12 protein-coding genes are annotated in these 12,099 nt (G+C 73.6%); 6 read left to right on the top strand and 6 right to left on the bottom strand.

What is annotated here, in order from left to right:
• Nucleotides 1–2: 2 nt before the first annotated feature.
• Both ACH4UM_RS27565 and ACH4UM_RS27560 read right to left on the bottom strand, forming a co-directional pair.
• Entirely contained in the window at nucleotides 3–491 is a 489-nt protein-coding gene (locus ACH4UM_RS27565) for an NUDIX domain-containing protein (RefSeq protein WP_398184678.1), read from the bottom strand.
• Nucleotides 488–2,026 carry an ATP-dependent DNA ligase gene (locus ACH4UM_RS27560; protein WP_398184675.1) on the bottom strand — a complete coding sequence of 513 codons (1,539 nt, stop codon included), beginning with the start codon at nucleotides 2,024–2,026 and terminating at the stop codon, nucleotides 488–490. The genes ACH4UM_RS27565 and ACH4UM_RS27560 overlap by 4 nt, the downstream gene beginning before the upstream one ends.
• Before the next feature lie 125 nt (nucleotides 2,027–2,151).
• Here ACH4UM_RS27560 and ACH4UM_RS27555 point away from each other — a divergent pair, with 125 nt between their 5' ends.
• The 6 genes from ACH4UM_RS27555 to ACH4UM_RS27530 all read left to right on the top strand — a co-directional run bounded on the left by ACH4UM_RS27555 (nucleotide 2,152) and on the right by ACH4UM_RS27530 (nucleotide 7,570).
• Entirely contained in the window at nucleotides 2,152–2,736 is a 585-nt protein-coding gene (locus ACH4UM_RS27555; RefSeq protein WP_398184671.1) for a helix-turn-helix domain-containing protein, read from the top strand.
• An 83-nt stretch (nucleotides 2,737–2,819) separates the two neighbouring features.
• The gene (locus tag ACH4UM_RS27550) at nucleotides 2,820–3,797 is read left to right on the top strand and encodes an NADPH:quinone oxidoreductase family protein (RefSeq protein WP_398184668.1); all 978 of its coding nucleotides are present in this window, start codon (nucleotides 2,820–2,822) and stop codon (nucleotides 3,795–3,797) included.
• A complete protein-coding gene (locus ACH4UM_RS27545; RefSeq protein ID WP_398184665.1) occupies nucleotides 3,794–5,023 on the top strand; it encodes an acyl-CoA dehydrogenase family protein in 1,230 nt (409 codons plus the stop codon). Before ACH4UM_RS27550 ends, ACH4UM_RS27545 begins: the two co-directional genes overlap by 4 nt.
• Nucleotides 5,020–6,177, top strand: a complete 1,158-nt coding sequence (locus ACH4UM_RS27540; protein WP_398184662.1) for an acyl-CoA dehydrogenase family protein — start codon at nucleotides 5,020–5,022, stop codon at nucleotides 6,175–6,177. The genes ACH4UM_RS27545 and ACH4UM_RS27540 overlap by 4 nt, the downstream gene beginning before the upstream one ends.
• 175 nt (nucleotides 6,178–6,352) lie before the next feature.
• Nucleotides 6,353–7,222 carry a phosphatidylinositol-specific phospholipase C/glycerophosphodiester phosphodiesterase family protein gene (locus ACH4UM_RS27535; protein WP_398184659.1) on the top strand — a complete coding sequence of 290 codons (870 nt, stop codon included), beginning with the start codon at nucleotides 6,353–6,355 and terminating at the stop codon, nucleotides 7,220–7,222.
• Between the two features lie 153 nt (nucleotides 7,223–7,375).
• Nucleotides 7,376–7,570 (top strand): hypothetical protein, encoded by a 195-nt coding sequence (locus ACH4UM_RS27530; RefSeq protein ID WP_398184656.1) that lies wholly within the window; start codon nucleotides 7,376–7,378, stop codon nucleotides 7,568–7,570.
• Nucleotides 7,571–7,586: 16 nt separating this feature from the next.
• Here ACH4UM_RS27530 and ACH4UM_RS27525 read toward each other — a convergent pair whose 3' ends face one another.
• The 4 genes from ACH4UM_RS27525 to ACH4UM_RS27510 all read right to left on the bottom strand — a co-directional run bounded on the left by ACH4UM_RS27525 (nucleotide 7,587) and on the right by ACH4UM_RS27510 (nucleotide 11,965).
• Nucleotides 7,587–8,822 (bottom strand): phosphodiester glycosidase family protein, encoded by a 1,236-nt coding sequence (locus ACH4UM_RS27525; protein ID WP_398184653.1) that lies wholly within the window; start codon nucleotides 8,820–8,822, stop codon nucleotides 7,587–7,589.
• A gap of 77 nt (nucleotides 8,823–8,899) precedes the next feature.
• On the bottom strand, nucleotides 8,900–9,259 hold the full coding sequence (locus tag ACH4UM_RS27520) for a DUF779 domain-containing protein (protein ID WP_398184650.1): 360 nt from the start codon (nucleotides 9,257–9,259) through the stop codon (nucleotides 8,900–8,902).
• Nucleotides 9,260–9,437: 178 nt separating this feature from the next.
• Nucleotides 9,438–9,785, bottom strand: a complete 348-nt coding sequence (locus ACH4UM_RS27515; protein WP_398184648.1) for a VOC family protein — start codon at nucleotides 9,783–9,785, stop codon at nucleotides 9,438–9,440.
• A gap of 101 nt (nucleotides 9,786–9,886) precedes the next feature.
• Nucleotides 9,887–11,965: a SpoIIE family protein phosphatase gene (locus ACH4UM_RS27510; RefSeq protein ID WP_398184645.1), complete on the bottom strand. Its 2,079-nt coding sequence runs from the start codon at nucleotides 11,963–11,965 to the stop codon at nucleotides 9,887–9,889.
• Nucleotides 11,966–12,099 lie beyond the last annotated feature (134 nt).

Here is a 12,099-nt window from a genome sequence, read left to right as displayed (position 1 = left end):
CGTCAGAGCGAGTGCTCAGCCAGTCGGTCGAGAAACGCCGCCTGGGCCGTGACGATCACCTCGCGGGCCCGGCCCAGGCCGAGCCACGCCACGCGGTCGAGCTCCGGGAACTCCTGCGTCCGTCCGGACCGGGGCGGCCACTCCATCAGGAACGTGCCGGGGACGATCGTCGCCGGATCGAGGTCGGCCTCCACCGCCCAGGCGGTGACGATCTTGCCGTTCGTCTGCCGGACCTCGCCGAGCGGCACCGCCTCGCCGTTTGGCGGCGGCAGCCCCAGCTCCTCCTGGAACTCGCGGCGCGCCGCCTCCCATGCGGGCTCGTCGGGCTCGTACTCGCCCTTGGGCACGGTCCAGGCCCCCGCCTCGCGCCGGGCGAAGAAGGGCCCGCCCATGTGCCCGAGCAGCACCTCCAGCCCGTCGCCGGAACCGGTGCGCCGGTAGAGCAGCAGTCCGGCACTGCGCCTGCCCCGCCGGTCCCCGCGGTCCCTCACGGCCGCACCTCCGGGTGCGCGGCCAGCAGCGTCTCCACGGTGTCGGCCTCCTGAGGGAGCTTGTCCTCGCGGTAGCGCACCACGCGGGCGAAGCGGAGGGTGACGCCCGCGGGGTAGCGCGTGGACCGCTGCAGTCCGTCGTAGGCGATCTCGACGACCAGTTCGGGCCGTACCGTCACGCCCCACTCCTTGTCCTCGACGGCCAGCTCCCGCAGCCGTTCGGTCTGCCAGGCCAGCATCGCGTCCGTCATGCCCTTGAAGGTCTTGCCGAGCATGGCGAAACCGCCGTCGGCGGTGCGGGCGCCCAGGTGCAGGTTGGACAGACGGCCGGTCCGCCGGCCGTGACCCCACTCGGCGGCCAGGACGACCAGGTCGAGGGTGTGCACGGGCTTGACCTTCAGCCAGGACGCCCCCCGCCGGCCCGCGCTGTACGGGGCGTCCAGGGCCTTGACCACGACGCCCTCGTGGCCGCGCCCCAGGGTCTGGGCGAGGAATGCCTCGGCCACGGCGACGTCCCGCGGCCCGGACACCACGGTGCGTCTGACCCGCATCGGCTCGGGGACCAGCCGGGCCAGCTCGGCGTGCCGCTCGCCGAAGGGCAGGTCGAGCAGGTCGCGGTCGCCGACCGAGAGCGCGTCGAAGAAGACCGGGGAAACGGGCACCGCCCCGGCGGCCGTGGCCACGTCCACGCGCGAGCCGACACGCCCGGCGGTCTCCTGGAACGAGCGGGGCCGCCCGTCCCCGCCGAAGGAGATGACCTCCCCGTCCAGGACGAACCGTTCGCCCGCCAACTCCAGGGCGGCGGAGGTCACTTCGGGCAGCCGGTCGGTGATGTCGTCCAGGGTGCGGGTGTGGATGCGCACGGTGTCGCCGTCCCGGTGCACCTGAACCCGGATGCCGTCCAGCTTCTCCTCGACCGCGCAGGCGCCCAGCCTGCCGATGGCCTCGGCCACCGAGGAGGCGCTGTGCGCCAGCATCGGCAGCACCGGGCGGCCCACCGTGAGCCGGAAGCGCTCCAGCGCCGGCGGGCCGTCCGCGAGCAGCGCCTGCGCCACCGTCTGCAGCGACCCGGCCAGCATCACCGCGCGCCGCACATGAGCGGGCGGCGCGCCCGTCGCCCCGGCCAGCCCCTCGACGGCGATCGCGTCCAGCGCCCCCTGCCGGACCTCACCGGTGAGCAGCCCCAGCAGGAAGCGCTGCTCGTCCTCGGTGGCCGCGCCCATCAGCTCACCCACGATCCGGGAGCGCTCGGCCTGCGACCCGGGCCCGGAGACCTTGCCGAGCTCGCTCAGCCGGGCGTCCACCTCCCGCACGGTGAGCGAGGGCTCGCCGGCCGGCGCGACCCTCCGCCCCAGTACCTTCCACCCCACGCCCAGCCGGCCCTGCGGCAGCCGTCCCGCCAGATACGGGATGACGATCGGCACGTCGTCCGCCTCCGCCTCCCGGAACAACTCCGCGAGCAGACCGATCTTCCGGGACCGCGCCGACGCAGCGGCGACCTCCCCCGACACCCGAGCCAACCGCGCAAGCATCATGCAGCCATGGTGCAACGCGGGCCCGCCCCGCACACCCGTGCGCCGACCCGAGCCGCAGCCCGCCGCATCCGGGTCCCGGACCCTGCCGGATTGACAAACGGCTTTGCCGATCCTGCAATGGCCGCATGACCACGGGCGACGTACTGGCCGGTGTGGGGCCGAGACTGCGACGGATCCGCAAGGAGCGGGAGGTGACGCTGGCGGCCCTGTCCGAGACGACCGGCATCTCCGTCAGCACCCTCTCGCGGCTGGAGTCCGGCCTGCGCAGGCCCAGCCTCGAGCTGCTGCTGCCGATCGCCCAGGCCCACCGGGTCCCGCTGGACGAACTGGTCGGTGCCCCGCCGGTCGGGGATCCGCGGGTGCGGGCCAAGCCGATCGTGCGCGGCGGCCGCACCCACTGGCCGCTGACCCGGCAGCCGGGCGGTCTGCAGGCCTTCAAGGTGCTCGAACCGCAGCGGCGGCCCGAGCCCGACCCGCGCACCCATGAGGGGTACGAGTGGCTGTACGTGCTCTCCGGGAGGCTGCGGCTGGTGCTGGGCGAGCACGACGTGGTGATCGCCGCAGGTGAGGCGGCCGAGTTCGACACGCGCGTGCCGCACTGGTTCGGGTCGACGGGGGAGGGGCCGGTGGAGTTCCTGAGCCTGTTCGGGCCGCAGGGCGAGCGGATGCATGTACGGGCGCGGCCGTCGCGGCGTGGCGAAGACGACTGACTTCCGGTGTTCCCCGATGGGCAAGCGACCGCTTAGTATGCGGTCGACCCCGGTCGGACGAGGAAGTTTCCTGGAGGCGGCGCATGCAGGCATGGCGAGTGCACGAGAACGGCGAGCCCGGCGAGGTGATGCGCCTCGAGGAGACCGAGCGGCCCACGCCCGGCGAGGGCCAGGTCCTGCTGAAGGTGCGTGCCGCCAACATCAACTTCCCGGACGCGCTGCTGTGCCGCGGCCAGTACCAGGTCCGGCCCCCGCTGCCCTTCACCCCGGGGGTGGAGATCTGCGGCGATACGGGGGACGGGCGCCGCGTGATCGCCAACCCGGCACTGCCGTACGGCGGTTTCGCCGAGTACGCCGTGGCCGACGCCGCCGCGCTGCTGCCCGCGCCGCAGGCGCTGGACGACGCGGAGGCGGCCGCCCTGCACATCGGCTACCAGACGGGCTGGTTCGGCCTGCACCGCCGGGCCCGCCTGGAGGCCGGCGAGACGCTGCTCGTCCACGCCGCCGCCGGAGGGGTCGGCAGCGCGGCGGTACAGCTCGGCAAGGCGGCCGGCGCGAGGGTCATCGGCGTCGTCGGCGGCCCCGAGAAGGCCGCCGTCGCCCGGGAGCTCGGCTGCGACGTCGTGGTCGACCGGCGCGGCGAGGACGTCGTCGCCGCGGTCAAGGAGGCCACCGGCGGCCGGGGCGCCGACGTGATCTACGACCCGGTCGGCGGCGCGGCCTACACCCAGTCGGCGAAGACCGTCGCCTTCGAGGGGCGGATCGTCGTCGTGGGCTTCGCGAGCGGGTCCATCCCGAGCCCGGCGCTCAACCACGCCCTCGTCAAGAACTACTCGATCCTTGGCCTGCACTGGGGCCTGTACAACACCAAGAACCCGAAGCTGATCCAGCACTGCCACGAGCAGCTCACCGAGCTGGCCGCCCGGGGCGCGATCAAGCCGCTGGTGAGCGAGCGGGTGCCGCTGGGCGGGGCCGCGGCCGCCGTGCAGCGGGTCGCCGACGGTGTCACCACCGGCCGCGTCGCCGTGGTGCCCGCGCTGGAGAACGGAGCCGCCGCATGACCGACAGCCTCATCGACGCGGCCGGACTGCGTCGCCGCACCCGCGAGTTGCTGGCCGCGCACCCACCGGCCACCACCGATCGCCTCGACTTCCTCAGGGCCCGCTTCGACGCCGGACTCGCCTGGGTGCACTACCCGGAGGGCCTCGGCGGACTCGGCGCCCCCCGCTCCCTGCAGGCCGTCGTGGACGGTGAACTGGAGGCGGCCGGCGCCCCCGACAACGACCCGCGCCGCATCGGCATCGGCCTGGGCATGGCCGCCCCGACCATCCTGCGCTACGGCACCGACGAGCAGAAGCAGCGCTTCCTCAGGCCGCTGTGGACCGGGGAGGAGGTCTGGTGCCAGCTGTTCAGCGAGCCCGGCGCCGGCTCCGACCTCGCAGCCCTCGGCACCCGGGCCGTCCGCGAGGATGGGGGCACCTCCCGCTCGAGCGAAGCCGAGAGTGGGGGAGAGTGGGTCGTCAACGGCCAGAAGGTGTGGACGTCCAGCGCCCATCTCGCCCGCTGGGCCATCCTCATCGCCCGCACCGACCCGGACCTGCCCAAGCACCGGGGCATCACGTACTTCCTCTGCGACATGACCGACCCCGGCGTCGAGGTCCGGCCGCTGCGGCAGATCACCGGTGAGGCCGAGTTCAACGAGGTCTTCCTGACCGATGTCCGCATCCCCGACAGCCGCCGCCTCGGCGAGACCGGCGACGGCTGGCGCGTGGCCCAGACCACACTCATGAACGAGCGCGTGTCCATCGGTGGCATGCGGCTGCCCCGCGAGGGCGGCATGATCGGCCCGGTGGCGAAGACCTGGCGCGAGCGCCCGGAACTGCGCACCCACGATCTGCACCAGAGGCTGCTGAAGCTGTGGGTGGAGGCCGAGGTCGCCCGCCTCACCGGCGAGCGGCTGCGCCAGCAGCTCGTCGCCGGTCAGCCGGGCCCCGAGGGCTCCGGCATGAAGCTCGCCTTCGCGCGCCTCAACCAGGAGATCAGCGGCCTGGAGGTGGAACTGCGCGGTGCGGAGGGGCTGTTGTACGACGACTGGACCATGCGCCGCCCCGAGCTGGTCGACTTCACCGGCCGTGACGCCGGCTACCGCTATCTGCGCTCCAAGGGCAACAGCATCGAGGGCGGGACCAGCGAGGTCCTGCTGAACATCGTCGCCGAGCGCGTCCTGGGCCTGCCCGCCGAGCCGCGCACCGACAAGGACGTCGCCTGGAAGGACCTCGCCCGATGAGCACGACGAGTACGCCGAGCACCGATCCGGACCTGCTGTACTCGGAGGAGGAAGAGGCGCTGCGCGCCGCCGTCCGGGACCTGCTCACCGACCACTGCGACCCGGCCGGTGTGATCGCGCGCGTGGAGTCGGACGCGCCGCACGACCTGGCGCTGTGGAAGTCGCTCGCCGACGGCATGGGCCTGGCCGGACTGCTGGTGCCCGAGGAGTGGGGCGGCCAGGGTGCCACCCACCGCGAAGCGGCCGTCGTGCTGGAGGAGCTGGGCCGCGCCGTGGCTCCCTTGCCCTACCTCACGAGCGCCGTGGTCGCCACCGAGGCGCTGCTGGCCTGCGCGGGCGAGGCGGGGGAGACGGGGGAGGCGGGCGAGGCAGCCGCCGAGGGCGCCGCCGGACTGCTGGCGCGGCTGGCATCCGGCCGGACGATCGGCGCCCTGGCCGTCGCGCTGCACACCGCACCGGGCGGATCCTTCGCCACCGTGGCGCTCGAAGGCGGCCGGCTCCACGGGGAGCTGACCGGGATCGCGGACGCGGCCGTGGCCGATGTCCTGCTGGTACCCGCGCAGGACGGCGGACTGTACGCGGTCGACACCACGGCCGTGGCCGCCGTGACCGTCACCCCGCAGGTGTCCCTGGACCTGACCCGGCCGGTGGCGACCGTCGCCCTCGACGGCGCCCCGGGCCGGCGGCTGGGCGATGCCCGGCCCGCCGTGCACCGGGCCCTGCGGGCCGGGGCCGGACTGCTTGCCTCCGAGCAACTGGGCGTTGCGGACTGGACGTTGACCGAGACGGTGCGTTACCTGAAGGAGCGCAAGCAGTTCAACCGGCCGGTCGGTGGCTTCCAGGCGCTCAAGCACCGGCTCGCCCAGCTGTGGCTGGAGGTCGTGAGCCTCCGTGCCGCCGCCCGCAACGCCGCCGACTCCCTCGCGCGTGCCGAGGACGTCGACATGGCGGTGGCCGTCGCACAGGCCTACGCGGCGCCCGTCGCCGTCCACGCCGCCGAGGAGGCCCTGCAACTGCACGGCGGCATCGGGATGACGTGGGAGCACCCGGTCCACCTGTGCCTGAAGCGGGCCAAGGCCGACTCGATCGCCTACGGCACCGCGGGTGCCCACCGCGAGGCGCTGGCCGCACTGGTCGACCTCCAGACGCCCTGACGCACCCCGGGCAGAGCCCGCCCGGCCCCGGGCGGGCTCCTCGGCACACTCGCGGCCGGGCAGGTGAACCGCAGGCCGCGATCCGGCCAACTCCCCACCTGGCGGCCTCCCTTGGCCAGCCAGGTCCGCGCATACTCCCTTGAGGTCCCCCACGGCCCCTCAAGGGAGGCGGAGCATGGCCCTCACCACCCGTCGCAGAGCCCTCACCACCCTCGGCGCCGCCCTCGCCGGCACGGTCGCGCCGCCCGCCGCGCGCGCGTCCGCGGGCGAGGCGCACCGCGGCCCGCGCCCGCTGCGGCACGCCCACGCCCACAACGACTACGAGCACCCGCACCCCCTGTTCGACGCCCTCGACCACCGGTTCGGCAGCGTCGAGGCCGACATCCATCTGGTCGGAGACCAGCTCCTGGTCGCCCACGACCCGGTCGAGCTCGACCCCCGGCGCACCCTCGAGTCCCTCTACCTCGAACCGCTGGCCGCCCGTGTGAGGGTCAACCATGGTGCCGTGTACCGGGGTTGGCACAGGCCGCCGCTGCAACTCCTCGTCGACATCAAGACGGAGGGCTCCTCGACGTACCTGGAACTCGACCGCCACCTCATGCGTCACCGGCATCTGTTCACCACGTACGCGCACGGACACGTGCACTCCGGCCCGGTCATCGCCGTGATCTCCGGCGACCGCGCGGCCCGTACGCCCATGGAGGCGCAGAGCGTACGGCGGGCCTTCTACGACGGCCGGCTCACCGACCTCGGCAGCCCGGCGCCCGCCTCCTTCGTGCCGCTGATCAGCGACAACTGGACACTGAACTTCACCTGGTCCGGTGACGGCCCCTTCCCGGACGCCGAACGGCGCAAGCTGCGCGGCATCGTCGACGAGGCGCACGCGCACGGGCAGCGGGTGCGCTTCTGGGCCACCCCGGACACGGCGGGCCCGGCCCGCGACGCGCTGTGGGGCGAACTGCTCGCCGCCGGCGTCGACTACCTCAACACCGACGACCTCGCAGGACTCGAGGCGTTCCTCGACGCCCACGACCGGCGGCCGTAGAGCGCCCGCCGGAGCCGCACGCCCGCATCACACGTCACCGGCGCCCACCAGAACCACACGTTCGGCGGACACGTCTGCCGCCCGGGCGAACCCTCCGCTACGCCACACTTGCGGCCGAAAGCCGCGAACTGGGCGTGGCGAAGGAGGTTGACGATGGCCATTTCCATCTCGGTGGTGCTGTTGCTCGCGATCCTGGCGATCATCTTCGTGCGCAACGGCGCGCTGAAGCTCTCGCACGCCCTGGTCTGCGTCATGCTCGGCTTCTTCCTGGCCGGCTCCAGCATGGCCCCCACCATTCACGAGGGCCTGGTCGCCACCGCACAGATCGTCAGCAGTCTGCGGCCCTGACCCCCGCGCCCGGACCTCACGCGCCGGAGAAGACCCCGATCCCGTTCGCGACCGCCCGCTCGGCGCCTCCGCTCGGGTGGTTGAGCACGCTCACCGAACCCTCGCCCGGCTCCCGGGCGACCAGCGTGCTGGAGCCGCCGCCGTCCAGGTTGAAGCCCTCCGTCGCGCCCAGGTCCCGCAGCGCCGAGGCCAGTTCGGCGACGGTGAGCCCGCTGCGGTACTCGGAGGCGCCGTCGAGGGCCAGGAGCAGCAGACGGTGGCCGCCGCCCCCGATGCCCACCGCGGTGCGCACCGCCGAGGCCGTGTCGTCGAGACCGGACAGCACCGTGCCGTGCCGCAGCACCGGGAAACCCCCGACGGCGAAGGCGTACGGGAGTCCGGAGGCCGCCACGAGATGGTGCTCCACACGCACCGACTCGCCCTTGAACAGCTTGCGCAGCTGCTGCGCTCCCGCCTCGCGGCCCACCAGCACCGTGGTGCCGGCCGGGATCGCACCGCCGCCGGGTTCGTCGGCCGTGGCGACCACCTGGCCGCCCCTGACGGTCACCTCGTAGGCGTCCGCGCTGCACGGCGCGCCCCGGCTGGAGTCGGTGCCGCAGATGGCACGCGCCCGTGAGACACCGCCCCAGTCCGCGGTGTAGGCGCCGATCGAACCGACCGGCAGTGCGTACTGGTTGAGCCCGCCGAGCCTCAACTGCCCCTCCGGGGTGCTCACCGAACCGGCCAGGGACAGCCGGTCCAGCCGGGCGGTGCGGTCCGTGCCGACTCCGAGCACGTCCTCGGTGTCGGTACCCGGCGGCAGGGCGGGCCCGAAGCGCTGGCCGCGCGGCACGGCGGCCTTGAGCACATGCCCGCCCGCGATTTCCGGGCCGACGGCCGAGCCGGTCGCCGCGACGCCCGGGTGCTGGTTCTCGGTGATGTGGAAGAAGTCGCCGTTGACGCCCGCGAGCGCCCCTTGCGCGTCCGCGAGTTCGGACACCGTGGCCCGGGCCGCCACCGCGCCCGGATGCAGCAGACCGACCCGGACGTGTGTGTTGTTCAGGTCGACGCTGACCAGATGCGCACGCGTGCCCCCGTGGGCCGCGTCGAGGTCGAAGTCGCGGTACTCCACGCCCGGTGCGAGCTCCTCGGTGCGCTGCACGCCACTGGCCGGTGCCGCCCCCGTGAGGGCCGCACCGGCCAGCGCGCCACAGGCCAGGAGTGCCGTCAGCGCCGTTCTGAGCCGTCCGCCGCGACATGTCGCAGTGCTCATCCTCTGCCCCCTGATGTCTCGTCAACTTTGCTGGGACTCAGGGGAAGTGGACCAGAACGCGGCGCCCGCGGAGCTGTTCAGCCGCCGACGACGCGGGAACGGATGAGAAAACGCACTCCTTCGGGTGCCTCCAGCGAGAAGCCGCTGCCCCGCCCGGGCACGAGGTCCACGATCAGGCGGGTGTGGCTCCACAGCTCGTACTGGCTGCGCGACATCCAGAACGTGACCGGGCGGTCCACCCCCTCGACGTCGAGCTCCGCGAGCAGCACGTCCGAGCCGCCGGTGCGGAACTCGCCCTCGGGGTAGCACATGGGGGCGCTGCCGTCGCAACAGCCGCCGGACTGGTGGAACATCAGCGGCCCGTGGGAGTCGCTCAGCCGCCGCAGCAGTTCCGCCGCCGCGGGGGTGAGCTCGACGCGCGGGGTCTCCTCGTACATCGTCGCCGTCCTTCGCCGCACCGGAAGAAGCGGGCCCAGACAACCACTTGGGAGGTTGCGAAGAGGTTGCACGGCCTGGCGGCAGCGGGGGCCGCGATCGCCTGCGCGATCGGCAGCGGCAGCGGCGGAGCGAACGGCTGCCGGAGCGGCTGCGGAAGCCGGTGCCGCTCGCCCGGTGTCAGTGGTGGCCGAGCACGTTGACCACACGGCCGTTGGGATCGCGGACGAAGAACCGGCGCACGCCCCAATCCTCGTCGGTCAGCGGGTGCACGATCTGCGCACCGCGCTCGCGCACAACCGCGTAGGCCGCGTCGACGTCGTCGACCTCGACACTCAGGTCCGGTGCGACGGGGGCCGTCCGGTCCTCGCCCATGAAACTGATCTGCGCTGCGGGTTGCGCGGCGGACGCCAGCGTCATGATCCAGCCGTGGTTCATGACCTCCTCGAAGCCCAGCAGCCCGTAGAACTCCGAGCTCTCCTCAAGGGCTTGCGACTGGACGTTGGGTACGACACGGCGAACCTGCATCGGGCGGCTCCGGTGGTCGGTGGGACGGCGGATGCCGTCAGGCGTGCGCGGCCGCCCCAGCGTAGCGAGGGGGCGGCGAGGGGGCGGCGGCGCGGGCGGGGTCACAGGCCGGGCAGCGACTGCTCGGTCCAGACCGTCTTGCCCGCGGCCGAGTACCGGGTGCCCCACCCCTGGGCCAGCTGGGCGGCGATGAACAGGCCGCGGCCGCCCTCGTCGGCGACCCGGGCGTGGCGCAGATGCGGTGCGGCCGCCCCCGAGTCCCGGACCTCGCAGGTCAGCGTGCGGTCGTACACGAGGCGCAGCTCGATGGGCGGAATGCCGTACCGCACGGCGTTGGTGACCAGCTCGCTGACGATGACCTGTGTGTCGAAGGCTGTTTCCTCGTCCACGTGCCACGCGGCGAGCTGCCTGCGCGTGAGTTCCCGGGCGGTCGCCACGGAGGCGGGACCGCCATCGATCCGCCAGGTGGCGAAACCCTCCGGCCCGAAGGAGCGGGTGCGGGCCACGATCACGGCCGCGTCACCGGCGCCCAGCCCTTCGGGAAGGGCGTACACGATGTCGTCGCACAGTTCCTGCAGCGGGCGGCCGGCGTAGTCCGGGGCCCGCTGCAACGGCCGGGAGGAGTCCGCGAGGTAGGCGGTGAGCACCGGGTCACTGGTGAAGACCAGGACACTGCCGTCCGGCACCTCGAACTCGACGGTCGCGAAGGGCGCGTCCTCCTCGGCGCCCAGGGACGGCCCGGCGGGAGTGTCGGGGACGGTGACGGTGCGGTCCGGGTGGACCACGACGGCGGCCAGACGGCCGGCCGACGCCATCACGCACGTGCCGGTCAGAGGATCGTGGACGGCGTACACGCAGTTGGCGGTGAGCGCCTCCCGGCGCAGCGGATCGCCCAGCGGCAGGCCGGCACGCTCGGACGCCAGCTCGCCCGCGGTGTCGTGCAGCCGGGCCAGGAGTTCGTCGGGGGCGAGGTCGAACGCGGCGAGGGAGCGTACGACCGTGCGCAGCTGGCCCATGGTGGCGGCCGCGTTCAGCCCCCGCCCGGCGACGTTGCCGACCACCAGCGCGGTACGCGCGCTGGACAGGGCGATGGTGTCGTACCAGGCGCCGGGATCGGCGCCGGTGACCGACAGATAGGCGGTCTCCATCGAGGAGTGCGTCTCGGGGCGCCGGGGCAGCAGCTGCCGCTGGACCGTGGCGGCGATGGTGTGCTCGCGGATGAAGCGCCGGGCGTTGTCGATGCACAGGGCGGTGTGGGCGGCCAGCTCGGTGGCGAGCCGGTGGTCGCCCGAGTCGAAGGGCGGCGAGTCGCCGGTGCGGTACAGGCTGACCAGGCCCAGTGCCGCGTCACGCAGGGCCAGCGGTACGACGAGCAGCGTGTGGGCCTGCGCGGAGCGCATGGCATCCGCGAGGGGCGGGTCGGAGTGCCTCCAGTCGTCCCTCGGGCCGAGGGAGACCACCCGGGGCCGCAGATCGGTCAGGGCCTGGGTGAACGGCGTGGGAGCGGGCAGACGGCGCACATCGCCCACCGGATGGGCCTGCGGCGCACCCGCGTGGCGGCTGGCGAAGGCGGTGCGCATCAGGGGCGTGCCCGACGGCGGTGGGGCCAGCGGGGGCTCGTCACCGCGGATCACGCAGTCCACCACCTCCACGACCGCGACGTCGGCGAACTCCGGGACCACGGCCCCGACGAGCTCCTCGCCGGTCACCGCCGGGTCCAGTGTCCGCCCCACCTGCCGCCGGACGGCGTCGAGCACCTGGGCACGGGCGCGCTCCCGCTCGCGTTCGGTGACGTCGACCGCGGTGACCGCGAGCCCCAGCACCTCGTGCCGCGGATTCTCCAGGCGCAGGGCGGTGACCTCGAAGTGCCGCACCTGCGGCGAGTCCCCCTTCACACGGGCCCGGATGATGCGGTCGCGCAGGGGAACGCCGGTCTCCAGCACGTTCCGCAGCACGGGTTCCATGTCGTTGTCCTCGACGATCCGGTACACCTCGCGGAGCGGCCGCCCGGCCAGGTCGTCCATGCTCACGCCCCGCATGGCGGGCGTGGCGGTGTTGAGCCGCACCACATTCAGACCGGTGTCCAGCAGATGCAGGCCGATCGGTGAATTGGTGAACAGCGCCTCCAGCATGGAGGCCGACGTCTCGTCCACGGAGCGACATCGGTCGCCGTAGGTCACTGGAACCTCCTCGGGCAGCTCCGCCGTCCAGACCGGGTGCCGCCCGCACCCGGGACGCGTTTCCAGCGTGCGCCGCCCCCGGGCCCACCGCACTCGCTGCACCCGCAGCCCCGGCTTCGCCCCCCACGGCTCGG

Origin of the sequence: Streptomyces sp. NPDC020801 (genome assembly GCF_044334385.1) — a bacterium.
Classification (GTDB): Bacteria; Actinomycetota; Actinomycetes; order Streptomycetales; family Streptomycetaceae; genus Streptomyces.
Note: the sequence above shows the minus strand (reverse complement) of the source record. Positions and strands in the feature narration are given on the sequence as shown.